This is a genomic window from Kitasatospora sp. MAP5-34, assembly GCF_029894335.1.
GTDB lineage: Bacteria > Actinomycetota > Actinomycetes > Streptomycetales > Streptomycetaceae > Kitasatospora.
Genome location: NZ_JARXZC010000007.1, coordinates 79,005 through 103,201, shown reverse-complemented (window position 1 = coordinate 103,201; position 24,197 = coordinate 79,005). Strand labels below are relative to the sequence as shown.

Here is a 24,197-nt window from a genome sequence, read left to right as displayed (position 1 = left end):
GAGTGGAGGCTGCCGTGGGCGATCTGACCGGCCGGTTGTTGCTGGAACTGCCGCCGGGCGCCGTCGTGGTGGACCCGGACGTCACGTCCGGCTACCGCCGAGACATGGCGGGCTTCTGCGAGGCCGGCGAGCCGGCCGTGCTGGTCTTCCCCGAGACGGTCGAGCAGGTGCGGCACGTGCTGCGGACGGCCACCGAGCTGCGGGTTCCGGTGGTGCCGCAGGGGGCCCGGACCGGGCTGTCCGGCGGAGCCAACGCGGTGGACGGCTGCATCCTGCTCTCGCTGGTGAAGATGGACCGGATCCTGGAGATCGACCCCGTGAACCGGATCGCCGTCGTCCAACCGGGCGTGGTGAACGCCGAGTTGTCCCGGGCGGTGGCCGAACACGGGCTGGCGTACCCGCCGGACCCGTCCAGCTGGGAGTCCTGCACGATCGGCGGCAACATCGGCACCGGCGCGGGCGGGTTGTGCTGCGTGAAGTACGGGGTGACCAGCGAGTACGTGCTCGGGTTGGACGTCGTGCTGCCGGACGGACGGTTGCTGCGCACCGGTCGCCGCACCGCCAAGGGCGTCGCGGGCTACGACCTGACCCGGCTGCTGGTGGGCTCGGAGGGGACGCTCGGGGTGGTGGTGCAGGCGGTGCTCGCCCTGCGCCCGGCCCCCGCCCCGCAGTTGGCGTTGGCGGCGGAGTTCCCGAGCGCGGACGCCGCCTGTGCGGCGGTCTGCGAGGTGATGGCCCGGGGGTTCACCCCGTCACTGATGGAGCTGATGGACTCGACCACGGTCCGGGCCGTCAACGCGATGGCGAGGATGGGGTTGCCGGACTCCACCCAGGCGCTGCTGCTGGTCGCCTTCGACACCGCCGATCCGGCCGTCGAGCTGGCGGCGGTGGCGCGGCTCTGCCGGGCGGCGGGTGCGACCGAGGTGGTACCGGCCGAGGATCCGGCGGAGTCCGAACTCCTGCTCCAATCCCGGAGGTTGGCACTGCCCGCGCTGGACCGGCTGGGCACCACGATGATCGACGACGTCGCGGTGCCACGCTCCCGGATGGCAGAGATGCTGCGCGGGGTGGCCGAGATCGCCGAGCGACACGCGCTCACTGTCGGGGTGGTCTGCCACGCGGGGGATGGCAACACCCATCCGGTGGTGGTGTTCGACGCCGACGACCCGGCGGAGGTGGCCCGGGCCCGGCAGTCCTTCGACGAGATCATGGCCCTCGGTCTCGGCCTGGGTGGCACCATCACCGGGGAGCACGGGGTGGGTCTGCTCAAACGCGACTGGCTGGCACGCGAGTTGGGCCCGGTCGGATTGGAGGTCCAGTGCGGGGTGAAGGCGGTCTTCGACCCGTTGGGAATCATGAATCCCGGCAAGACCCTCTCCTGAGTTCCCCCGAGTTCCCCTAAGTTCTCTGAAGGTCGTAAAAATAACCGTCCTACACAATTACTCTTCGGCTGCCCGCCGGGAAATCTGATGATCTGCGGCTGAAACCACCGGGAAGAATGGCCGATTACTCCCTCTGAGGGGCGCGTGGGAATCAAATGCGCCGGAAGCGGCGCGCCCCGGCGTGCCAGACCACTCTGCGCGCCCTCCGAGCAGCGGCCCGATCTTCCGCCATTCGGTGGAATTTCCAAGCGGCTGGCGGAGTGTCTGCCTACGAAGCTGCTGTTCCCCGGCCAAGCGAACCGGAGGACGATGTCACGCTAACGGGCGAAAAAGCGATCCCATGCTGGCGGTACGACGATCCGCCGGGGGAGTCTGTCTCTCGGCGTCGCAGCACGCAGGGGTTCGTCTGGCCACGAACTCCCGCACACGGCAAGAGATTTACGAAGCACCTGTCTTGCAGCTCTGATGGGCTGTCAGCTCTCTGGAGGCACACATGGCTCGTACTCGTACCGCTCGACTGGTCGGTCTGCTCGTCGCCGCCCCGCTCGCGGCAGGCCTGCTGCTCGCCGGAGCCGGCGCGGCCTCGGCCGACAACGGCGCGGTGGTCGGCAACGGCTCGAACAGCAGCGTCGTGGACAACTACGGCAGCGGCAACATCTTCGGCTCGGTGGACGGCAACTACAACACGACCCAGCAGACCGCGACGGGCGCGGGTGCCTCCAATCAGAACAACAACACCCAGGTGAAGGACAGCACGGGCTTCGTCTTCACCGACCAGTCCAACAAGAACTTCCACTTCGTCTTCGCGCCCGTCATCAACTGACGAACTGGCGAACCGGCGGACCTGACGAACTGACGGCGGGGCCTCGGCAGCGGGGGCGCTGCCGGCCTGCGGCGGGCGTCCGGGCGGATGAGCTGAGCATCCGCGTGGCGCCCCCGTAACGCGGGGGAGAAACCCCAGGGACAGCCCGGGAGCGGAAAGGGTCACCGCGTCCCAGGCGCGCTGTGGGCGGTGCCGGCGTCGGCACCGCCCACAGTCGTCTCCCGCCCTCCGTCTCCCGCCCTCGCGCCGACGGCGAGCGTCACCGCCGCCCGGCGAGGGTCGCCCCGACGCTCGCCGCCACCACGCAGCCGATCCCGGCCAGCTGCGGCCACCCCAGCAGCTGCCCGAGCACCACCAGGCCCACCAGCGCGCTCACGGCCGGCTCCAGGCTGACGATGACGCTGAACACCCGCTGCGGCAGCCGCCGCAGCGCAGTCATCTCCAGCGCGTACGGGATCACCGGCAGCAGCAGCGCCACCCCGGCCACGCCGAGCAGCAGCAGCCCGGGGGAGTCCACCCGGCTCAGCCCGTGCCAGGCCTGCCCGAGGCCGAACGGGGCGAGCGCGAGGGCGCCGATGCTGATCGACACCGCGAGCCCCTCGAAGCCCTGGAACGCGGCGCCGACCTTGTCGGTGAAGAGGATGTACGCGGCGTAGCAGGCCGCCGCCCCGAACGCGTACGCCAACCCGACCGGGTCCAGCGAGCCGCCGTGCCCGCCGTGCCCGGTGGACCCGGCGGACCCGAAGAGGGTCAGCAGCGCGACCCCGCCCCCGGCGAGCAGCGCCCACAGCAGGTGGCTCGCCCGCCGGGCCAGTGCCAGCGCGACGCCGAGCGGGCCGAGGAACTCGATGGTCGCGGCGGTGCCCATCGGCAGCCGGTCGATCGCGCCGGCGAAGAGCAGGGTCATCCCGGCGGAGGCGAGGCCGAGCAGCACGGCCGAGCCGAGCTCCCGCCGGGTGCGGCCGCGCAGCTTCGGCCGCGTGGCGGCGAGCAGGATCAAGGCCGCGATCGTCAGCCGCAGGAAGGTCGTCCCGTTGACGCCGAGCGTTCCGAACAGCGGCTTGGAGAACGCGATGCCGAGCTGCACCGCGAACATCGCCGTCACACAGAGCAGCGGCGCCGGGATTCGTCCCGACCGCCGCAGCGCGTCCGGGATCAGGGGACCGGTGCCGGCCGTCGAGTCGAGAGGCGTGTCGCAGGGGTTCGCGGTGGACATACCGGGCAGTGTTGCGTAATGACTGCTCCCAGTGCAAGCCCATTACCGCAATATGGACGACGGACGTCCGGGCGGGGCTGACCGGGTGATACGGCGCAGCGCTCTCGGCGCGCCTGGGCTCCCTGTTCGATGACACATCAGTACCAAGAGAGGATGCGCTACTTAGCCCCGGCGGCTCTGACGGCGGCCACCCTCGTCCTGCTCCTCGCCACCGACCACCCGCTCCGCGAGGCGGCTGCGGACACCGGGACCGTCCGGACCGTCCGGCTGGCCAGTACGGCCGCGACCGTGCCGCCGGCCGCCCGGCCCCGGACCCCGCTGCCGCCCCCGACCGTGCTGCCGGACTCCCCCCGGTGGCCCGCGACCCCGGGCCGGATCTTCACCGGCGCGGGCTTCGACGCCTGCACGGCTCCGTCCCTCGACGCGATGAAGGCCTGGCGCCAGTACTCCCCGTACGGCGCCGTCGGCATCTACACCAGCGGCAGCCAGCGCGCCTGCGACCAGCCCCGGCTGACGGCGGCCTGGGTGCGGAAGGTGCGGGAGCTGGGCTGGCAGCTGCTCCCCACCCACGTCGGCCTGCAGGCCCCCTGCAGCACCGGGAAGTCGCGGCCCGGGCGGATCGACCCGGCGAAGGCCGTCGCGCAGGGGCGGACGGAGGCGGCGGAGGCGGTGCGCGGGCTGCGGGCACTCGGGCTCGGCCGGGGCAGCCCGGTCTACCTGGACATCGAGTCGTACCCGGACGGCGACGCCGCCTGCGCCAAGGCGGTCGTCGACTTCACCCTCGGCTGGACCCAGGCCCTGCACGGCGCGGGCTACCACGCGGGCTTCTACTCCAGCGCGGACTCCGGCATCCGCGACCTCGACGCCGCCGCCCGGGCCGGTGCCTCCCCGCTGCCGGACGCCGTCTGGTACGCCCGCTGGGACGACCGCCCCGGCACCGACGGCAGCGGCTACCTCGGTGCCGGCCGGTGGGTCCGCCACCAGCGCACCCACCAGAACCACGGCGACATCCAGGAGACCTTCGGCGGCGCGACCCTCACCGTCGACCGTGACCAACTGGACGCGCTGGTCGCGAGCTGACAGAGCCGAGCTGACAGAGCCGGGCCCCTGGAGTGAGCCGCAGGTCTCACTCCGCTGCCAGCAGCTGACATCCGCCGCGCCGGGCGCGACAATCGGCCTTGAACAGTCCTGGCTACCGGCCAGTAGCGGGCTGTTCCGTCGCCAGCCCGGTCAAGGAGGACCCGCGTGTTCAGCACGATGCAGGACGTCCCGCTCACCGTCGCCCGGATACTCGTCCACGGGTCCACCATCCATGGCGGCTCGACCGTCACCACCTGGGACGGCACCGGCCCGGTGGTCCGCAGCTACGCGGAGATCGGCGCCCGGGCGGCCCGGCTGGCGTACGCGCTGCGCGACGAACTCGGGGTCACGGGCGACCAGCGGGTCGCCACCCTGATGTGGAACAACGCCGAGCACCTGGAGGCGTACTTCGCCGTCCCCGCCATGGGCGCGGTGCTGCACACCCTGAACCTGCGCCTCCCCGCGCACCAGCTGGCGTTCATCGTCAACCACGCCGCCGACCACGCGATCATCGTGGACGGCTCGGTGCTCCCGCTGCTCGCGGGCGTGCTGCCGCAGCTGAACGCCACCCTCAAGCACATCGTGGTCAACGGCCCGGGCGACCGCTCGCAGCTGGACGGCTTCGCCGGGACGGTCCATGACTACGAGACGCTGATCGCCGGCCGGCCCGCCGAGTACCCGTGGCAGACCGGGCTCGACGAGCGCCGGGCGGCCGTGCTCTGCTACACCTCCGGCACCACCGGCGACCCCAAGGGCGTGCTGTACAGCCACCGTTCGCTCTACCTGCACGGACTGCAGGTCAACTCGGCGGACAGCTTCGCGCTCACCTCGCGGGACACCGCGCTGCCGGTCGTCCCGATGTTCCACGTGAACGCGTGGGGCGTGCCGCACGCCGCCTTCATGTCCGGCGCGAAGCTGCTGATGCCCGACCGCCACCTGCAGCCGAAGCCGCTCGCCGAGATGATCTCGCAGGTCAGGCCCACCGTCGGTGCCGCCGTCCCGACCATCTGGAACGGCCTGCTGGACGAGCTGGACGCGGGCGACTACGACACCTCCTCGCTCCGGATGGTCGTGATCGGCGGCTCGGCCTGCCCGCCCGCCCTGATGCGCGGCTTCGAGGAGCGGCACGGCATCACCGTCGTGCACGCCTGGGGCATGACCGAGACCTCCCCGCTCGGCACCTTCGCCAACCCGCCGGGCGGGCTGACGCCCGAGCAGGAGTGGCCGTACCGCATCACCCAGGGCGTCTTCCCGGCCTCCGTCGAGGCCCGGCTGTCCGGCCCGGCCGGCGAGCGGATGCCGCACGACGGCGTCAGCGCGGGCGAGTTGGAGATCCGGGGGCCGTGGATCGCGGGCGCGTACTTCGGCGGGGCCGGGCAGGACACGGAGCGGCCCGACGACAAGTTCAGCGAGGACGGCTGGCTCCGGACGGGCGACATCGGCACCATCACGGCCGACGGCTACCTGACGCTCACCGACCGGGCCAAGGACGTCATCAAGTCCGGCGGCGAGTGGATCTCCTCGGTAGAGCTGGAGAACGAGCTGATGGCCCACCCAGAGATCGCCGAGGCGGCCGTCGTCGCCGTCCCGGACGAGAAGTGGGGCGAGCGCCCGCTGGCGACCGTCGTGCTCCGCACGGGCGCCAAGGCCGGGCCGCGCGAGCTGCGGGCCTTCCTCGCCGAGCGGATCGCCGCCTGGCAGCTCCCGGAGCGCTGGACGGTCGTCGACTCGGTGCCCAAGACCTCCGTCGGCAAGTTCGACAAGAAGGTCATCCGGGCCCGTTACGCGGCCGACGAACTGGACGTCACGGTCCTCGGCAAGGAGTAACAAGTTCTGTCGGACCCTCGTGCGACCCTGGACAGGTGACGCCGGAGGAGCTCGCCCACCTGCGCAGGGCCCGTGACCTGATCGATCGCGAGTACGCGCGACCGCTGGACGTTCCGGCGCTCGCGCGTACCGCGCTGATGTCCCCGGCCCACTTCTCCCGGCAGTTCTGCGCCGCGTACGGCGAGACGCGAGACGCCGTACAACTACCTGATGACGCGCCGGACCGACCAGCCCTACGGCGTCCGCGAGTGCGCCTTCCGGGACCCTTCGGGCAACCACGTGCGCTTCTCGCAGCAGCTCGAGCGCTGACGACGCCCGACCGGCCGCCGGGTCAGCGCCCGGCCGTGCTGACCTCGCCCATCGCGCCGATCCGGCCCAGCAGGTCGACGATCCGGGATTGCACGTCCTCGGTCGTCGACCGCTCGGCGAGGAACAGCACCGTCTCGCCCGTGCGCAGGCGCGGCAGCTCCTGCGGGTCGAGGTCGACCGAGGTGTAGACGACCAGCGGGGTGCGGTGCAGCCGGTCGTTGGCGCGTAGCCAGTCCAGCAGCCCGACCCGGCGGCGGCGGATCTGCAGCAGGTCCATCACCACCAGGTTGGGCTGGACGCTGCTGGCGCGGGAGACGGCGTCGTTCTCGCTCACCGCGTGCTCGACGTGCATCCCGCGCCGCTCCAGGCTGCTGATCAGCGCGGCGGCGATGTCCGGATCGGCCTCGACCAGCAGCACCCGGGGGGCGTGCTGCTCGCTGTCGCGCGGCGCCAGCGCCCGCAGCAGGACGGCCGGGTCGGCGCCGTACGCGGCGTCCCGGGTCGCCTGGCCCAGACCGGCGGTGACCAGCACCGGGACCCGGCTGTTGAGCGCGGCGGTGCGCAGCGACTGCAGGGCCGTCCGGGTGATCGGACCGGTCAGCGGGTCGACGAAGAGCGCTGCCGGGTACGCGGCGACCTGGGCGTCCACCTCCTCGCGGGAGCGGACGATCACCGGGCGGTAGCCACGGTCCTGGAGCGCCTGCTTGGTGGACGGATCGGGCTCGGGCCAGACCAGCAGCCGCCGGGCGCCGCCGTCGACGGCCGGGCCCACCATCGTCGGGTAGTTCGGGAAGTCGGGCGTCTCCGCCCGGTCGGGCTCGGGCTGCTCCGCGCTGGAGCGGGCCAGTTCGGACACCGGGCGCGGGGGCGTACGCGGCTCGACCTGCCCGGGTGCGTCGGGCGCGGCCGTGGCGGCCGTGCTGGTCGTGGTGGCCGGGAGTGCCGCAGCCGTCCGGACAGCGGGGACAGCGGCGTTGGGGGCCGGGGGAGCCGGGGGCTGCTCGGGTGCTGCGTCCGGCTGCGGGAAGGCGTTCGGGAAGGCACTGGCGAACCCGCCGAGCGGACGCGGCGGCGCCAGCTCCCCGAGACCGCTGCCGACCGGCCGGGGCTCCGACACCTCGGCGGGAGCGGTGGGGACGGCCGGTGGGGTCGACGGGCGCTCGGGGACGTGCGGCTTCGCGAGCTCCAGCTCGGCCCCGGAGCCCGATCCACCCGCCGACGCCTGCGCGGGCAGGGCAAGCCGACGCCTGCGTCCGGTCGGCGGGACGGCCGGGGGCGCGACGGGCTCGGGGGGTGCGAGGGGCAGCGCGTGCTCCAGGCCGGGGTAGAACGGCGTACCGGGGTCGGGGATACCGGGGATCGAGAGCGCGCCGGACGGCTCCGCGCCCCCGGCCGCAGCAGCCGCCGCCGCGCGCCGACGCCGTCCCGAACGTGCCTGCTCCGCCGCCGCACCCTCCTCGGGCGCCGACGAGGCCTCGGGCGCCGGGTGCACGGGCAGTTCCTCGACCTCGGGCCGCGCCGGAGCGGCGGGTCCCAGCGCGATCGGCCCGAGTGCCGTGGACCCGAGTGCCGTGGACCCGAGCGCGATCGGGCCACGCGCGGCGGGTTGCTCTGCGGGCTGTGCTGCCGAAGGTTCAGGCGCGGCTTCCTCAGGGGCGGTCCGGTCCGGCTGTTCGGCCTTCGGGGGCTCCGGCGGTGCCGGCGGTACCTCGGGGAGGTCCGGCAGCATCGCGGTGTCGGTCTCCTTGGGGACGTGCCGCTGCCCGGCCTTCGCCGCCTTCGCCGCCGCCGGGTCGAGCGGCAGCTCCACCACGTACGTCGTCCCGGCCCGGTTGGGCAGCTCGTGCCGCTGCAGTACGCCGCCGTGCCGCTCCACGATGGCGCGGGCGATCGGGAGGTGCACCGGGCTGCTGGTCCGTGCGGGCCCGCGCACCTCGATCCGGGCGACGTCACCGCGCTGCGCGGCGGCCAGCACCACCATCGGCGCGTCCGGGCCGACCGGGGGCAGCGCGGGGACACCGAGCGAGGCCGGGCCGACCGGGGCCGCCGGACCGTCGAGCGAGAGCGCGACACCGCTGACGTCCGCCACCAGGTGGGCGAGCGCCTGCGCCAGCCGCTCCCGGTCGGCCGTCACCTCGACGGAGGCCGCGTGCACCGAGTACCGCACCCGGCCCGCGCCGACCAGCTCACCCGCGCGCTCGACGGCACGTTGGACGATCTTGTCCAGCCGGACGGGCTCGCGCTCCAGCGACTGCCCGCCGGTCTCGGCCTCGTCCTCGAACCGTTGGTGGGTCAGCACACCGTTTATCAGCGTGCCGAACCGCCGGCACTCGTCCGCGAGCCGCCGCAGCGTCCAGTTGGCCTCGGGCCAGAGCTGCCCGGCCGGGTCGGCCGCCAGGGCGTCGATCCGCCGGTGCAGCGCGGTCAGCGCGGTGCCGAGTTCGCTCTCCAGGACGGCCGTGAGGTGCTCGTTGCGGGCGACCAGCGCGAGTTCCCTGGTCCGGTCGGTGAAGGTCATCACCGCGCCGACCAGCTGGTCGCCGTCCCGGACGGGCGCGGTGGTGAGGTCCACCGTCACCGGCTGGCCGTCCTTGCGCCAGAGCACCGTGCCGCGCACCCGGTGCTTGCGGCCGGAGAGCAGGGTGTCCAGCAGCGCCGAGCCCTCCAGGGCCAGCGGGCTGCCGTCCGCCTGGGAGTGCTGGATCAGCGGGTGCAGCTCGCGCCCGCCCAGCTCGCTCGCCCGGTAGTCCAGGATGTGCGCGGCGGCCGGGTTGACCAGCACCACCCGGCCTTCGAGGTCCACCCCGAGCACGCCCTCGGCGGCGGCCCGCAGGATCATCTCCGTCTGCTTGTGCTGACGGCGCAGCTCCGCCTCGACCCCGAGCCGGCTGGAGAGGTCGCGGACGAGCAGCAGCAGCAGGTCACTGCCCGAGCTGCTGCCGTACTGGGCGCTGGACGAGAACGCGTAACCCCGGCCCTCGCTGCCCCGGCCGTCGTTCGAGCCGTCGTCGGCGAAGTCGTTGCCGGAGACCTCGACCGGGAAGGCGCTGCCGTCGGTACGCCGGGCGGTCATCCGGACGGGGTGGTCCAGGCCGTCCGGTTCGCGCGGTGCGGGGCGCATCGAACCGGGGATGCGGCTCGGGTCGAACTCGGGCAGCAGATCGAGCACACCCATCCCGACCAGCGAGGTTCCGGGCGCCTGCAAGCTCTGCACGGCGGCCTGGTTGGCGTCGACCACGGTGCCGTTGCTGTTGACCAGCAACAGCGCATCGGGCAGCGCATCGAGTATCGCGGCGAGGCGAGCAGCGCCTCGGATCGGCCTGCTGCTCACGTCGACAGGTCTCCTCACGACTTGCGTCACGGCTTGCGACTAGCGGCTCGCGCCCTCCTGGGGAGACTGGAGTATCTCATTCTTCTTTGCGCTGCGGATGACCCGCCTAGTAACGTTGTCGGTGGTTGGTGTCGGAGCCCCTGGCTGTGGCATCATCACATTCGCACGGAGTGCGCCGGGGAACCGGTGCGGTTCGCGTGGAGGAGGCTTCGCCTAGTCCGGTCTATGGCGCCGCACTGCTAATGCGGTTTGGGACTTCAATCCCATCGAGGGTTCAAATCCCTCAGCCTCCGCCTCCGAGAGCCCCGTCGGCAGTACGCCGGCGGGGCTCTCTGCTGTCCCGGCCCGGCCTGCTCCGCTGTGGTCGCTGTCCGGGATCAATCGATTTCGCCCCAGGTCGCAGGTCATGTAATGTTGTCCCCGCACCGCCCCGCTGGTACATGCCGACGGGGCGAGCGCTCATAGCTCAACGGATAGAGCACTTGACTACGGATCAAGAGGTTGCAGGTTCGAATCCTGCTGAGCGCACTGCAATCGAGAGGCTCCGGGCTTCGTTCCGGGGTCTCCTCGCTTGCAAGGCGCAGTACAAGCAGTACCGCAGCACAGGCAGTACCTGAGCGCTCATAGCTCAACGGATAGAGCACTTGACTACGGATCAAGAGGTTGCAGGTTCGAATCCTGCTGAGCGCACAGACCGAAGGCCCCGGGCGGATCGCCCGGGGCCTTCGCCGTACCCGGACGGCGGGCTCACCCCAGGTCGGTCCGGTTGATCCAGGCGATGTCGCGCTGGTCGAGGAACCACTCGGACGAGGTCAGCGGCCGCTTCCGGTTCAGGGTGAGCGGCACCGGGTCGTGGCGGATCAGTTCGGGCTCTGCGCCGAGGTCGAGCAGCAGCTCGGTGATCTCGGGTGCGAGATCCGGGGGCCCGCTGAGGTGGATGTCGTGGCCCGCCCAGCCGCCCCGCGCCCGGAGGCCGTCCCGGAGCAGCTCCGAGGCGCGCTCCCGGCCCGCGCCCGGGGCGGGGGTGGCGAGCACCAGGTCCAGCCAGTCGTGCCGGGCCGCCAACTCGCGGACGGCGGGCAGATCGTACTGGTCGGCCTCGCTCCGGGCGGCCAGGAAGACGGTGGTCCGCCGGACACCGCACAGCGCCCTCCCCTGGGCGGCCAGCTCGTCGATCAGCGCCTTGATCTGTGCCCAGCCGGTCCCACCTGCCACCGCGAGCAGCGGCCGGGCCGGGTGCGGTTCGAGGACGCAGTCGCCGAGCGGCGCGCCGATCCGCAGCCGTTCGCCGGGCAGCACGTCGTTGACCAGGCTGGTGCTCAGCAGTCCGTCGGGCACCCGGCGGACGTGCAGTTCCAGGGTGCCGTCCGCGCGGGGGGCGTTGGCGATCGAGTACGGGCGCCAGACCTCGGGCTGCCGGGGCGAGCAGAGCGAGAGGTACTGCCCGGCGCGGTACGGGTACGGGTGATCGGGGGCCAGGGTGAGCACCACCACGTCGGGCGCCGCCCGGCGACGGGCCGTCACCTGCGCCTCCCACCAGGCAGGGGTGCCGGCCGGTTCGGCGGCCGCCGCGGCGATCATGGCCTGGGAGATCACGGTGTACGCCTCGGTCCACGCCTTCTCGATCTCGGCCGTCCAGGAGTGGCCGGAGAAGTGCCGGACGGCGGCGATCAGGCTGGTGCCGACGGCTGGGTAGTGCTCGGGCGCGGTCCGGAACTTGCGGTGGTCGCGGCCGAGCGTCCGGAGGTAGCCGGCGAACCTGGCCGAGTCGTCCGCGCGGCCGACGAGCTCGGTGAGTGCGGCGAACAGCCGGTCGCGCTGCTCGGCCATCGCGGCCGGGAACATCGCCCGGAACTCGGGGTTGTGGGCGAACAGGTGGGTGTAGAAGTACTTGGCCAGGTGGTCGGCGCGGCGCTCGACGACGGCGAAGCTCGCACGGATGACCGCTGGATCGAAGGGCACCGCCGAGCCCTCAGCCGGCGGCGGCTGCGGCGGGGCCGGCCCCGGACAGGGCCTCGGTGAGGGCCTGGGTCATCGTCGCGGCCACCGTCCCGTACACGGCCTGCCAGGAGTCCTCGGTCGCCGGCGTCCAGGCCGCGCCCGCGAAGTGCCGCAGGGTGGCGATCAGGCTGGCCCCGACGGCGGGGAAGTGCGCGGGGAGCGTGCCATAGCCGGCGTGCCGCCGCCCGAGGTCCCGGAGGAGGGCGAGCAGCGCGTCGGTGTCCTCCAACCGGGTGACGAGTGCGCCGAGGGCGGCCCAGAGTCGGTCCTGCTGTCCGTCCAGATGTTCGGCGAACAGGCTGCGGACGCCCGGGTTGTGCTCGAACAGATGCCGGTAGAAGCGGGCCGCGACCTCGGGGCCGTGCGGCTCCACCACGGCGAAGCTGCTCTTGATGAGAACGGGATCAATCGTCACGGGCCCTGACTCTACTGAGCCGGTGCCCAAATCGAACAGGTCTTACTGATGAATGGTCGTGTACTCGTCGGTGGCCGTGGGTTGTGCACAATCCACGATGGCTGAAATGCGTCCACGATGGGTACTTCCCGCTCTGTCCGGCGGAAGTCCACCCAAAGCCTGCCGAAAGCCCCCGGAGGCCTCGTAGGCCCCTCGGGAGCTCGTCGAAAGACGGTCGAAAGACCGTCGTATGCCGGCCAATCGGGTGCTAACCGGGTATTGCCGACGGTGTCGCAGTATGACGGACTCCAGATCGTGATTCCCTTTTGTCAGATGTTATGGCTGCGTCAGGCTCCGTGCCTGCACCGCCGGTTGGCGGCCGACACCGAACGGAGAGCCGGATGAGCCGACAGTTTCCCCATGCCACCGAGGTGTCCGTCATCCGTCCTGGGCGGTGCGGTCACAATGCCCTGTCAGGTAGGCGACTTGGCGGGGGAGCGGCCGCGCTCGCGGTCACCGCCCTGCTTCTTGGCTGGAATCCGCCACCCGCCGACGCACAGCAGACTCCGGACACCTGGACGGGACAGCACCGGGCCGTGCTCCCCTCCGGGCTCACCGTCACCGTCGAATTCGCCCCCCTGCCCGGCGTGACCGCCTCGTCGGTTCCCGGAAAGCTGGGCTCCGGTGCCGGTGGAGCAAGCTCGTATGCAGACGGCCTGCATGGCGGAGACCCGGCCGAGACGTTCAGGATCGCCGAGGACCGGCTCCACGCGGACGGTTCCTGGCGCACGATGGGAACGCTCCAGATCTCCTTCTCCCGGCCGGTCCGAAATCCCCGGCTGCACGTCAGCGGTCTCACCTCGCTCGCGACCGGAAAGGACGGCAGTACGGCCACCTCGGCGCGCCTCACCGTCACCGGCGGCTCCCCGAGCGTCCCGAGTCTGGTCGGCCGCACCGACTGGACGGGCTGGACGGTCGGCGGCAACAGCCTCGCCCCGGCCGGGGACGACACCGCCGACGGCACGGTGAACGGCCTGGGCACGCTCGAACTCGCCGGTACCGTCAGCACGGTGGACCTCCGGGTAGAGCAGCGCAGCACCGCGCGCGCGGGCAGCACCACCGCCCCCGAACCGCTGAGCCAGGCGTACACCGTCACCCTGGACGAGGGCCTCAGTACGGCGCCGCAGGGCTACGGCAACGCCTCGCACCTGCTCTCCGACCTCTTCCTCGGCCAGGACGCGGCCGGCGGCGCGGTGTTGGCCAGAACGGTGGCGGCCCAGCCGAAGTCGCTCCACCCGCTGGTGCCCGCCGCTGTCCCGGGCATCCGGGAGCCCGCCGAACTCGACCGGCTCGCACGGCCGATGGTCGAGCTGGACCACGCCTCGCGGCAGCGCAGCCCCTGGTCGAACCCGGTGCCGCCGGCCCTCCAGCCGGGCCGGGGCGAGTACCAGGGCGCCGACCCCACCGTGACCTTCCCGACGGTCGCGGCGATCGGCCGGTACTACTCGCTCACCGTCCCGGTGAACCCCGGCAGCGGGCCCGCCACCCTCGCCGGGTGGATCGACTTCGACCACAGCGGGGGCTTCGACGCCACCGAGCGGGTGCAGACCGAGGTGCTGCCCGGCAGCTCCTCCGCGACCCTGGAGTGGACCGTCCCGGACAGCGCGGCGACCGGGCAGACCTGGGCCCGGCTGCGACTGGCCCGGGACTCCTCGCAGTTGGTCGGCGCGTCCGGGTTCGCGGACTCGGGCGAGGTGCTCGACCAGCGCGTCCAGCTGACCGTGGGCGCGGCGCGCCCCGAGATCTCCGGCCCGGTCAGCGGGGCGGTCGTCGCGGACAGCCGGCCCGAGATCCGGGGCGAGGGCGCCGTCCAGGGCGCCACCGTCGAGATCGTCGAAGGCTCCGGCACGCTCTGCCGGACCAGGGTCGGCAGCGACGGGACCTGGTCCTGCCGCCCCGACGCGCCGCTCGGCCAGGGCGCCCACAGCCTCGTCCCGGTCGAGACGACCAGGGGCGGCGTGGTGCTGCGCGGCGAGGCGGTACGGCTCACGGTCAAGAGCGACCCGCCGGCCGCCCCGACGTTCACCCTGCCCGAATACACCAACGACCCCGGCCTGCTGATCGGCGGCACCGCCGACCCGGGCAGCACGGTCTCCGTCACCGACGCGGTCACCGCCCCCGGCGCCGACCGGGTGGGCGGCGAGCTGTGCAGTACGGCGGTCGCGGACGACCGCAGCTGGTACTGCCTGCCGGTGGAGAACCTCGCCGACGGCAACCACCAGCTGACCGCCACCGCCGTCGACGCGGCGGGCAACCGGACCGCGAGCAAGCCGGTCCTCCTGGTGGTGGACACCGTCGCACCCGACAAGCCGGTCCTCAGCACCCCGTCGGCGGGCGACATCCTGCCGACCGCGCGACCCCGGCTCACCGGCAGCGCCGAGGCCGGGTCGACCGTCACCGTCACGGCGACCGCACACGGCGGCGCGTCCGTGCTGCTCTGCAGCGTCCGGGCGGCCACGGACGGGACGTGGAGCTGCACGCCGGCCCAGGACCTCCCGGACGGTGACCAGGCACTGACCGTCACCGCGACGGACCGGGCGGGCAACGCCACGGCGGCGGACGCGGTGAACGTACACGTCCCGAAGGCGACGGCCCCCGCGGCGCCCGCCCCCAGCTCCAGCCCCACCCCGATCCCGCCGTCCCCGCCCGCGACGCCTGCTCCCGCTGCGACGCCCGCTGCGTCTGTGCCTGTGCCTGCGGCTCCCGCGCCCGTCGGCGCTCCGAGCGTGGCGCCCGCCGTCCCTGCCGCGTCTCCCACCCAGCCGACCGTCCACCCGCCCGCGTCGCCGAGCGCGTCCCTCTCCCCGGCTGCTCCGCCCTCTCCGCCCTCTCCGGCATCGTCGCCGTCCGCGTCCATCGTTGCGTCCGGGGCCTCCGTCCCGAGCAAGGCTGCCGCTGCTCCCTCGCACAGCGCGGACGCTCCGGACCCGGCCGTGCCGATCGCGGCCTCGGCTTCGACCACCGCCCAGGCCTCGGACAGCCGGGTGCTCGCGGCGCCGCCGGTCGACACGGCGGCCGAGACCGCCGCGCAGCGGTCCGCCATGGACGGTTGGCGCGCCGCCGGCTGCGGGGTGCTGCTCCTGCTCGCCGCGATCACCTTGGCAACCCGCCGGGTTCTCGGTCGCGGGCCCGGCAGACGGAGGCGCTGAGGTCGAGACCGGTCCGCCCATCGCCGCAACCACCTCACCTGCGGTGCTGGGCGGACCGGTCTCGACGTGCCGTCAGAAAGTCGCCGACGCGCCGTGTCCAATATGTCGCATTTGATGACTTGTCAGCTTAGCTTGGCTCTGGTACGGCCCGTCAGCTCCGGGCCGCCCGTCGCGCGACACACCGACCCTGAGGACCGTGCATGGACGTCACTCGCGATTCTTCGCAGCGACCCGACTCCTGGCCACCCGCCGTCCCCGAACTGGCCCCGGCCGGGGCCACCCAGCTCAGCCGGGCGGTGGCCAACGCGGTCGCCAGGCCGCTGATCAAGGCGAGCCCGGCCCTGGTCGAGGACGAGTTGGAGAGCACCCCGTCCGCCCAGCCTCCCGCCGCGCAGGCCACGCCCGCCGCCCGTCGGCCACCGCGCGCCGATCCGGGCCTGCGCGAGCAGCACGCCCGTGCGCTGCCCGGCTGGATCGCCCTGTCCCTGCTGGTGCTCGTCGTCGCCGGTGCCGTCCTGGTGCTGGCCCGGACCGGGGTGATCCCGCACTTCGAGGCGCTCCCGGACATCCGCAGTGTCGCCGCCAGGGAGGCCGGGGAGGTCGGCGCGGGCGAGATGACCACCCCGGTGATCGCCGCCGGCTGCGCCGCCGGGCTGCTGGCGTTGCTCGTGCTGGGGGGCCTGCTGGTCAACGCCGGGGGCGAGACCCGCGTCCTCACGCGCTGGGGCCGCTACCGGGGGACCGTCCGCCGCAACGGGCTGGTCTGGGTCAACCCCGCGCTGCGCCGCCGCCGGGTGGACGTACGGCTGCGCCACTGGCGCAGCGAGCCGGTCCACGTGGTGGATCGGACCGGCACCCCGATCGTCGTCCAGCTGCTGATCGTCTGGCGGGTCAAGGACACCGCCCGCGCCCTGTTCGGCCTCGCCGCGTACGAGGACTACCTCCGCGAGCAGGTACAGGCGGTGCTGACCCGGACGGCCAGCACGCTGCCCTGCGACAGCAACGCCGTGCCCGGTCCGGCCCTGCGGGACGGCCAGTGGTTCGCCGACGAGCTGACCCGGGCGCTGGCCGCCGAGGTGGCCCCGGCCGGTCTGGAGGTCTACTCCGTCCAGCCGCTCGCCCTCGACTACGCGCCGGAGGTCGCCGAGAGCATGCGCCGCCGCCGGCTCGCCGACCTGGACGCGGGCCTGCGTACCGTCCTGGTCGACGACGCCGTCGAGGCGGCCGCACTCGCCGTACGGCGCCTGGAGCGGGCCACCGCACTCGAGTTGGACCAGGCCGCCCGCAGGTCCCTGATGGAGCAACTGCTGGTCGCCTTCGTGGCACCGGCCGGCGTCACGGCCTCCGCCTCCGCCCCCGTGCCCTCCCCGGCCACCCGGGCCGGGCGAAAAGAAGGCCGACCCGCGTGAAGCCGGCTGCGCGAAGAGGCCGGTCGAGGACGGCCGGTTGAGGGCGGTCGGCTTGAGGGCGCCTGGCGGGCCCGGGCCGCTCGGCGCTCACCGCCGAGAGCCGACCCACTCCACCCAGCCGCTGTCCAGGACGAGCTGGGCCAGCCGCGCGTAACCGCCGACGCCGGGGTGCACGCCGTCGCCGGCCATCGCCTCGGCGGTCCACCGGGCGTCGTCGGCCAGCGCGCGGGTCACCGGGACGAAGGGGACTCCCCACCGGGCGCACAGGGCCGCCATCTCCTCGGACAGCTTCAGCAGCCGCTCCAGGTGCTCGGCGCCGACGCCGATGCACGGGGGCGGCCCCACGACGAGTGCGGCCGTCCCACGGCGTTCGGCGTCGTCCAGGAGGGTGGCGAGGTTGTCCAGGCAGCGCGCGGGGTCGACCCGTACCGCGCCGTCCTCCTCGATGGCGTCGTTGCTGCCGAAGGACAGCACCAGGCGGTTGTCCGCGTCGGGCAGTGTCCGGGCGTCCAGCTCCGGCCGACAGCGGCGGAGGATGTCCTCGGAGGTGTTCCGGCGGATGCCCAGGTTGAACGCGGTGATCTCGCCGGGGGTGGCCTGCAACACCCGGCCCACCCAGCCCCGGTACTCCGGATCGCCGACGCCCTGGGTGAAGGAGTCACCGACGAAGCACACACGCAGGTTCGCTGTCATCGGCCCAACCTAGCCACCCGGGCTGCCGGGCGCGCCGACTGTCCACACCCTGTGGACAGTCGGCTGGGTCATGCCACGGACGGGTGGATCAGGCCGTTGCCTCCCCGACGAGGATGTCGCAGGTCGGCCACCCGCCGAGCCCGGTCACGACGGACCCGGTCACTCCGGCGGGGGTCCGGGGTGTTCTCGGACCGGCCGAGTTGGTTAGAGTCCGTGCCATGGCTGACAACGACTACGACCCCGCCGGCAGCACCCAGATGTTCCGGGCGTTCGTCGACGAGAGCCCCGCACCTCAGGCGCCGGGCTCCGTCTCGACCTACAGCAGCAGCGGTGGCAACAAGACAGGCAAGATCGTCGGCATCGCCGTCGCGGTGATCGTCGTACTGGGCGCCGTGATCTGGCTCGCCGTCAAGTAATCCCTTCACCCTCTCTGCGGCAGGCACACGCGGCGGCCGGGCCCACCCGCCCGCGCCGCTCCCTCGCCGACCCTGCAGAGCCGGGCAGCAGCCAGGTGCCCGGCCGCCAGGCGGTCCGATCAGATCTGTGCCGTCCTAGACTGATCGGGTCCGGCCGGCTCGTACACCCGTACGCGTCAGCCTGTGCCCGCGCCTCTGGAGGACCCTCGTGACCAAGCCCGCCGAGCAGCCCGTCGAGCCCGCCCGGAGCCTTGGCCTCCAGGGTGCGGCGAACGCCCGTGACCTCGGTGGTTACCGGACCGGCGACGGCCGTACCGTGCGGCACGGCGTCGCGCTGCGCGCCGACGCGCTCAACCGGCTGACCGAGGGCGACCTCGCGGTGCTCGCGAGCAGCGGCCTGCGCCGGGTCGTCGACCTGCGCAGCCAGGACGAGGTCCGGGAGGCCGGCCCCGACCTGATCCCCGGGCTGCCCGCCCTCGAGATCTCCCAGGCCGAGCAATCCGACGTGCCGGTCACCGTCGAGCCCACCACGCCGGGCGGGCTGACCCTGCACCACCTGCCGGTCTTCGCCGCCGACTTCGACATCTACGTCGCGCTGCGCGACGCCCTCGCCGGCCGGGACGCGGAGCGGCAGCGCGCGCTGCTCGGCGACGGCAAGGCGAGCCAGATGATGATCGGCCTCTACCGCTGGTTCGTCACCGACGCCACCGCCCGGGACCGTTTCGCGACCGTGCTGCGCCTGCTGGCCGCGCCGGACGGCCCGCCGGTGCTGTTCCACTGCTCGGCGGGCAAGGACCGCACCGGCTGGGTGGCCGCACTGATGCTCACCGCCCTCGGGGTCGACCGGGAGACCGTCTTCGAGGACTACCTGCTCACCAACACCCGCTCGGCCGCACTGATCGAGAACATCGTGGAGAGCTTCGGCACCCGGGGCCTGATGAAGGAGCCCACCCTGCTGCTCCCGGTGTTCCGCGCCGAGCGGAGCTACCTGGAGGCGGCCTTCGAGGAGGTCACCACCGGCTGGGTGACCTTCGAGAAGTTCTGGCAGGACGGCCTCGGCCTGGACGACGAGGTCCTCGAGGGCCTGCGCCGCAACCTGCTCGCCTGAGAAACGGGGGACCGGGGCCGGCGGCTTACTCGTTGACCAGCCCCGCCCGCAGCTGGGTGAGGGTCTTGGTCAGCAGGCGCGAGACGTGCATCTGGGAGATGCCGATCTCCTCGCCGATCTGGGACTGCGTCAGATTGCCGAAGAACCGCAGCATGATGATCCGCCGCTCGCGTGGCGGCAGCTTGGCGAGCAGCGGCTTCAGCGACTCGCGGTACTCGACGCCTTCCAGGGCGAGGTCCTCGTACCCGAGGCGGTCGGCGAGCGGGCCGTCGCCGTCCTCCTCGCCGGGGCTGGAGTCCAGCGAGCTGGCGGTGTAGGCGTTGCCGACGGCGAGGCCCTCGACCACGTCCTCCTCGGTGACACCCAGGAAGACCGCCAGCTCGGCGACGGTGGGGGAGCGGTCGAGCTTCTGGGAGAGCTCGTCGCCGGCCTTGGTGAGCGCGAGCCGCAGCTCCTGGAGCCGCCGGGGCACCCGCACCGACCAGCTGGTGTCCCGGAAGAACCGCTTGATCTCGCCGACCACCGTCGGCATCGCGAAGGTGGGGAACTCGACGCCGCGCTCCGGGTCGAACCGGTCGATCGCCTTGATCAGGCCGATCGTGCCGACCTGGACGATGTCCTCCATCGGCTCGTTGCGGCTGCGGAAGCGCGCGGACGCGTACCGGACCAGCGGCAGGTTGAGCTCGATCAGGGTGTCGCGGACGTAGGTGTGCTCGGCGCTGTCGGCCTCCAGGGCGGCGAGGCGGTGGAACAGCGAGCGGGAGAGTGTGCGGGTGTCCAGCGTCCGGTCCAGCGTGCGGTCCATGGGCTCCGTCGAGGCGCCCGTCGCGGCCCCCGCAGGGGCCGCCGCCGCACCGGGCGGGGGCACGGGCGCGCCCGGCGCCGCACCGGCGACCGTACCGATCACCGTGCCGACTGCGGCGTGGACGCCTTGCACGGTTCCGATCTGCGCAGGGATCTTCTCGGCGACCGAAGTCGTGCCGTGGATCTCAGCACCGCCCAGCTTTCCGGACATGTACCCACCCCCTCGTGACTGACTGTTCAACGGACGCTACCGAGTGGCAGTTCCCGGCTGGGTGACTCTCCAGCTCAATACCGGATCACGAGTCCCGGCAAACCCGAACGTCGCAAGATGTCACGTGGCAGTGACTACCAGCTACCCAGGCGCCCGATCCCGCCACGCTGGGTCACTCCTCCCAGGAGTTCCCGGTCCGCAGCCGGGTCAGGATTCTCGACAGTAGCCGCGAGACGTGCATCTGGGACATGCCGAGTTCGGTACTGATCTGGGACTGCGTCAGATTGGCGAAGAACCGCAGCATGATGATCCGCCGCTCCCGCTCAGGGAGTTGGACCAGCAGGTGCCGGACCATGTCCCGATGCTCGACATCGGCCAGCGCCGAGTCCTCGTAGCCGAGCCGGTCCAGCAGTGCCAGCCCGCCCTCGTGCTCCTGGGCGGCCTCCAGCGAGGCGGCGTTGTAGGCCCGCCCGGCGTCCAGGCAGGCCCGGACGTCCTCCTCCGGGATGCGCAGGTTGGCGGCGATCTCCGGCACCTTGGGGGTCCGGCCGTGGGTGACCGTCAGTTCCTCCATCGCGCCGCTGACCTGGACCCAGAGCTCCTGGAGCCGACGCGGTACGTGCATGGTGCGGACGTTGTCCCGGAAGTACCGCTTGATCTCGCCCAGGATGGTCGGCAGCGCGTACGTCGGGAACTGCACCCCCCGGCCCGGGTCGAACCGGTCGATCGCGTTGATCAGGCCGATCGTGCCGACCTGGACGATGTCCTCCATCGGCTCGTTGCGGCTGCGGAACCGGGTCGCGGCGTACCGGACCAGCGGGATGTTGACCTCGATCAGTGCCGCCCGCACCTGGTCCCGCTCGGGGGCGCCGGGTGGCAGCTCGGTGAGCCGCTCGAAGAGCACCCGGGTGAGCGTACGGACGTCCACCGCGCCGCGTCCGGCGGCGCTGCGGCTCCGCACGGCTGTCAGGGCCCCCAGCCCGCTCAGGCCGCCCGGGGTCCCCGGCAGGGCCGACGGGGGTTCTTCTTCGCCGGTCTCCGGTGCGCTGTCCTGTGTCCGCACGAACACGTCACCCCTCCCAAAGTCGACACCTTGTGATCAGCGCCGCTGATCGCGGTACTGGGTGGGGCTCACCACCTCGCCAGGTCCGGCAAAACCGGTCATAGCATCACAAGTCGCCCATAGTCCGGGCAAGTACCGCATCTAGGCGTGTTGGCTGATTGCGGGGGGTAGGGGTGGACGCGCTGCGGCCCCCCGGTTCGGTGGAAGCCGGGGGGCCGCAGGGGTGGTACGAGTACGACCGGTAGGCCGTCGGAGTGTCAGACCTCGATGTCGGCGATCACCCAGGTGGCGAATTCACGCCACTGTCCGGCGGCGGCCTGATGGGCCGGGTGGCCGACGTACGACTGCAGCGCCGCGCGGTCGTCGACCAGGCTGTTGATCGCGTAGTCGTAGGCGATGTCGCGCTCGGTGGTGTTCCAGCCGCACTCCCACTCGCGCAGCTCGGGGATCTGCGCGCCGAGCTCCTCGAACGCCTTGGCGCCGGCGAGCGCGCGCTCGTCGTCCTTGCCGACGCCGTCGTTGAGCTTGAACAGGACCAGGTGCCGGATCACGATGCCGCTCCTAGCGGTTGAGGGTGTGGTGGACCGGCCCGGGGCAGGTCCACCCGCCACGGTAACGACCGCGTCCTGATCGACGCTCATCAGCCCGGCCACCGGACAGAGCCCGACTACTTCACCAGGCCCGTCATGAACGTCCCCACCGACTTGGCCGCGTCCGAGATGCCGACGAACCCCGATTGGACCAACTCGGCCGCCCTGGCAGGAGACGTGATGATCGTGTAGACCACGAAGATCAGCAGCAGATACATGCCGATCTTTCTTGCCTGTGCCATTGACCTGGCCCGCCTCCCTGTCGTGGGTCGCAGTCCCGGTCCCCGCGCGCCCCTCCAACTCCTGCGCAGCTTATCCACCGGACGGCCCAGGCGGTGAGAGGCGCGTTCACCCGCCGGGACGAAGGTCCCCGCGACTGGGGCCTTTCTCCGGGTGCTTCGTCACATCCCGTGCAGCAGGATTGGGGTTGTACCGAGGATCTGGCAGGAATCGCCGGTACATGGATCCGGAGCTCCCCGCTGTGGGACCGGGTGCCCGCGACTTCCCCCCGACGCGGCGCCGGTTGTGGGACTCCGTCGGGGGAGCTGCCCGTCCCCCCGGGGCAGCTCCCCCTCCGAAACGTCTCCGGTGTGAATTCCCGCGAGACTACCGGCGGGGCCTTCCGACTGATCCGAAAGCCCCGGAACCGCCCTGGTCAGACTGCGCCACCCTTGGTGTGAACCTGGTCCCAGGCCTCGGACACGTAGCGCTCACGCTCGGTCAGGGACAGGTCGGGGAAGTAGTCCTTGAGACGCTCCACGACGACCTGCTCGGGCTCGTGGCACTCGTGCAGCAGGAATGCGGCCTTGTGGACGATCTGGCTCTCCATCGGGGTTCCTCCCTCATGCACGCCAACCCAGTGCCGACCGTGCGGGGCCAGCATAGAACCGTCAGGTCAACGCCCTGTTGGCGCGGGGCCCAACTGCGACGAAATCGACACGACAACGACGTAGGGCCCCGACCGTCTCCGGTCGGGGCCCTACGTTCGTACTGCTCTCTGGCGGTAGCGGTGGGATTCGAACCCACGGTGAAGTTGCCCCCACACACGCTTTCGAGGCGTGCTCCTTTGGCCGCTCGGACACGCTACCGAGGGGAACTCTACCGGACGGGCCCGGCGGTCACGAAATCCGTATCCGGTGGGGCTCGTGCGCTGGGCTCAGCGCTGGGTCTCGAAGAAGGCCAGCAGCTGGTCGGAGCACTCACCGGCGAGCACTCCGGAGACCACCTCGGGGCGGTGGTTGAGGCGCCGGTCACGCATCACGTCGAAGAGCGAGCCCGCCGCGCCGGCCTTCTCGTCGTAGGCGCCGTACACCACCCGGTCGATCCGGGAGAGCACGATGGCGCCCGCGCACATGGTGCACGGCTCCAGCGTCACCACCAGCGTGCAGCCACTCAGCCGCCACTCTCCGACGGCCTGGGCCGCCTCGCGGATGGCGACCACCTCGGCGTGCGCGGTCGGGTCGCCGACGGCCTCCCGCTCGTTGTGGCCGCGCCCGAGCACCGTGCCGTCGGGCCCGAGCACGAGTGCCCCGACCGGTACGTCACCGGTGGCGGTGGCCAGCGCGGCCTCGGCCATGGCCAGGCGCATCTGGTCCGTCCAGCGGTCACGTACCGGGTCGGGGCGTACGGGGGCCGGGAGGGGAGCGATCTGCATGGCACCAGTGTCGGACACCGGTGCGCCCGTTACCGCACCGCCTCCAGCACCTCGCCGCAGCCCAGGGTCTCGGCGATCTCGGCGAGCGCGTCACCGGGCACCGCGCCCTCGCCGCTCAGGTCGAGCAGCTGCGGGGCCGTGAGGCCGAAGTCGATCAGCAGCTCCGAGTCGCCGAGCGGCCCGACCGGGACGCCGCCGGGGCCGACGGCCCCACGGCTGCTGTCCTCGTCCTGGTCACCGCTGTCGGTGGCCGCTTCGTCGTCCTCGTCGTCCAGTTCGGCGACCAGACTGTCCAGGTCGTCGAAGTCGCCGTCCCCGACCCGGTCGACCAGCTCGTCGGTGAGAATCACGCCGTACGAGCTGCGGGCGGCGGCGGCGCCGTCGGAGACGAAGATCCGCGGGTCCTCCTCGCCGTCCACCCGGAGGACGGCGAACCACGCGTCCTCCTGTTCGATGAAGACCAGGACGGTGTCGTCGTCCTGGGCGGCCGCGCGGGCCAGGTCGGCCAGGTCGGCCAGGGTTTCGACACTGTCGAGTTCTGTCTCGCTCACATCCCACCCGCCATCGGTGCGAGCAAGCACTGCAGCGAAGTACGCCACCGGGGACTCTCCCAAGATTGGTCTCGGCTGTAGGCGATCCCGGGCGAACGCGGCCTGGCCGCCCCCGCACCAGAGGCG

At 72.4% G+C, this 24,197-nt stretch carries 20 protein-coding genes, 4 tRNA genes and 1 pseudogene; 12 read left to right on the top strand and 13 right to left on the bottom strand.

Annotation, left to right across the window (positions count from 1 at the left end; translation table 11 throughout):
* Positions 1-14 precede the first annotated feature (14 nt).
* Positions 15-1,382, top strand: a complete 1,368-nt coding sequence (locus P3T29_RS09540) for an FAD-linked oxidase C-terminal domain-containing protein (RefSeq protein WP_280715871.1) — start codon at positions 15-17, stop codon at positions 1,380-1,382.
* Positions 1,383-1,875: 493 nt separating this feature from the next.
* Complete coding sequence (locus P3T29_RS09535) at positions 1,876-2,205, top strand: hypothetical protein (protein WP_280715870.1); 330 nt, start codon at positions 1,876-1,878, stop codon at positions 2,203-2,205.
* Between the two features lie 259 nt (positions 2,206-2,464).
* Here P3T29_RS09535 and P3T29_RS09530 read toward each other — a convergent pair whose 3' ends face one another.
* Positions 2,465-3,421: an EamA family transporter gene (locus tag P3T29_RS09530; protein ID WP_280715869.1), complete on the bottom strand. Its 957-nt coding sequence runs from the start codon at positions 3,419-3,421 to the stop codon at positions 2,465-2,467.
* Between the two features lie 153 nt (positions 3,422-3,574).
* On the opposite strand from P3T29_RS09530, the gene P3T29_RS09525 reads away from it, so the two are divergent.
* The 3 genes and pseudogenes from P3T29_RS09525 to P3T29_RS09515 all read left to right on the top strand — a co-directional run.
* Positions 3,575-4,501, top strand: coding sequence for a glycoside hydrolase domain-containing protein (locus tag P3T29_RS09525; protein WP_280715868.1), 927 nt, complete (start codon positions 3,575-3,577; stop codon positions 4,499-4,501).
* A 165-nt stretch (positions 4,502-4,666) separates the two neighbouring features.
* Positions 4,667-6,328, top strand: coding sequence for a long-chain fatty acid--CoA ligase (locus P3T29_RS09520; RefSeq protein WP_280715867.1), 1,662 nt, complete (start codon positions 4,667-4,669; stop codon positions 6,326-6,328).
* 35 nt (positions 6,329-6,363) lie between these two features.
* Positions 6,364-6,559, top strand: a pseudogene (locus tag P3T29_RS09515) (AraC family transcriptional regulator); the annotation flags it as partial.
* A 100-nt stretch (positions 6,560-6,659) separates the two neighbouring features.
* Here the strand turns inward: P3T29_RS09515 and P3T29_RS09510 are convergent.
* On the bottom strand, positions 6,660-9,968 hold the full coding sequence (locus P3T29_RS09510; protein ID WP_280715866.1) for a PAS domain-containing protein: 3,309 nt from the start codon (positions 9,966-9,968) through the stop codon (positions 6,660-6,662).
* A gap of 202 nt (positions 9,969-10,170) precedes the next feature.
* Here P3T29_RS09510 and P3T29_RS09505 point away from each other — a divergent pair.
* From P3T29_RS09505 to P3T29_RS09495, 3 genes are all read left to right on the top strand, one after another.
* A tRNA-Ser gene (locus P3T29_RS09505) sits at positions 10,171-10,261 on the top strand.
* Between the two features lie 162 nt (positions 10,262-10,423).
* A tRNA-Arg gene (locus P3T29_RS09500) sits at positions 10,424-10,496 on the top strand.
* A gap of 89 nt (positions 10,497-10,585) precedes the next feature.
* Positions 10,586-10,658 (top strand) — tRNA-Arg (locus tag P3T29_RS09495).
* Between the two features lie 57 nt (positions 10,659-10,715).
* Here P3T29_RS09495 and P3T29_RS09490 read toward each other — a convergent pair.
* On the bottom strand, positions 10,716-11,930 hold the full coding sequence (locus P3T29_RS09490; RefSeq protein WP_280715865.1) for a globin domain-containing protein: 1,215 nt from the start codon (positions 11,928-11,930) through the stop codon (positions 10,716-10,718).
* Positions 11,931-11,940: 10 nt separating this feature from the next.
* Complete coding sequence (locus P3T29_RS09485) at positions 11,941-12,384, bottom strand: globin domain-containing protein (RefSeq protein ID WP_280715864.1); 444 nt, start codon at positions 12,382-12,384, stop codon at positions 11,941-11,943.
* Between the two features lie 380 nt (positions 12,385-12,764).
* Here P3T29_RS09485 and P3T29_RS09480 point away from each other — a divergent pair, with 380 nt between their 5' ends.
* Both P3T29_RS09480 and P3T29_RS09475 read left to right on the top strand, forming a co-directional pair.
* Positions 12,765-15,572 carry an Ig-like domain-containing protein gene (locus tag P3T29_RS09480; protein ID WP_280715863.1) on the top strand — a complete coding sequence of 936 codons (2,808 nt, stop codon included), beginning with the start codon at positions 12,765-12,767 and terminating at the stop codon, positions 15,570-15,572.
* 200 nt (positions 15,573-15,772) lie between these two features.
* A complete protein-coding gene (locus P3T29_RS09475) occupies positions 15,773-16,981 on the top strand; it encodes an SPFH domain-containing protein (protein ID WP_280715862.1) in 1,209 nt (402 codons plus the stop codon).
* Positions 16,982-17,068: 87 nt separating this feature from the next.
* Here the strand turns inward: P3T29_RS09475 and P3T29_RS09470 are convergent, their stop codons facing one another.
* Complete coding sequence (locus tag P3T29_RS09470; RefSeq protein WP_280715861.1) at positions 17,069-17,674, bottom strand: GDSL-type esterase/lipase family protein; 606 nt, start codon at positions 17,672-17,674, stop codon at positions 17,069-17,071.
* 218 nt (positions 17,675-17,892) lie between these two features.
* Here P3T29_RS09470 and P3T29_RS09465 point away from each other — a divergent pair, with 218 nt between their 5' ends.
* Both P3T29_RS09465 and P3T29_RS09460 read left to right on the top strand, forming a co-directional pair.
* On the top strand, positions 17,893-18,090 hold the full coding sequence (locus P3T29_RS09465; RefSeq protein ID WP_280715860.1) for a hypothetical protein: 198 nt from the start codon (positions 17,893-17,895) through the stop codon (positions 18,088-18,090).
* A 208-nt stretch (positions 18,091-18,298) separates the two neighbouring features.
* Positions 18,299-19,198, top strand: a complete 900-nt coding sequence (locus P3T29_RS09460; RefSeq protein ID WP_280715859.1) for a tyrosine-protein phosphatase — start codon at positions 18,299-18,301, stop codon at positions 19,196-19,198.
* Between the two features lie 25 nt (positions 19,199-19,223).
* On the opposite strand, the gene P3T29_RS09455 is transcribed toward P3T29_RS09460, so the two are convergent.
* The 8 genes from P3T29_RS09455 to P3T29_RS09420 form a co-directional block, all read right to left on the bottom strand.
* Positions 19,224-20,003: an RNA polymerase sigma factor SigF gene (locus P3T29_RS09455; protein WP_280715929.1), complete on the bottom strand. Its 780-nt coding sequence runs from the start codon at positions 20,001-20,003 to the stop codon at positions 19,224-19,226.
* 382 nt (positions 20,004-20,385) lie between these two features.
* Positions 20,386-21,192: an RNA polymerase sigma factor SigF gene (locus tag P3T29_RS09450; protein WP_280715928.1), complete on the bottom strand. Its 807-nt coding sequence runs from the start codon at positions 21,190-21,192 to the stop codon at positions 20,386-20,388.
* A gap of 341 nt (positions 21,193-21,533) precedes the next feature.
* Positions 21,534-21,827 carry a Dabb family protein gene (locus tag P3T29_RS09445; protein WP_280715858.1) on the bottom strand — a complete coding sequence of 98 codons (294 nt, stop codon included), beginning with the start codon at positions 21,825-21,827 and terminating at the stop codon, positions 21,534-21,536.
* A gap of 116 nt (positions 21,828-21,943) precedes the next feature.
* A complete protein-coding gene (locus tag P3T29_RS09440; RefSeq protein WP_280715857.1) occupies positions 21,944-22,108 on the bottom strand; it encodes a hypothetical protein in 165 nt (54 codons plus the stop codon).
* 413 nt (positions 22,109-22,521) lie between these two features.
* Entirely contained in the window at positions 22,522-22,695 is a 174-nt protein-coding gene (locus tag P3T29_RS09435) for a hypothetical protein (RefSeq protein ID WP_280715856.1), read from the bottom strand.
* A 169-nt stretch (positions 22,696-22,864) separates the two neighbouring features.
* Positions 22,865-22,954 (bottom strand) — tRNA-Ser (locus tag P3T29_RS09430).
* Between the two features lie 68 nt (positions 22,955-23,022).
* Positions 23,023-23,520 (bottom strand): tRNA adenosine(34) deaminase TadA, encoded by a 498-nt coding sequence (gene tadA, locus P3T29_RS09425; protein ID WP_280715855.1) that lies wholly within the window; start codon positions 23,518-23,520, stop codon positions 23,023-23,025.
* A gap of 29 nt (positions 23,521-23,549) precedes the next feature.
* Positions 23,550-24,119 (bottom strand): hypothetical protein, encoded by a 570-nt coding sequence (locus P3T29_RS09420; RefSeq protein WP_280715853.1) that lies wholly within the window; start codon positions 24,117-24,119, stop codon positions 23,550-23,552.
* Positions 24,120-24,197: the final 78 nt, after the last annotated feature.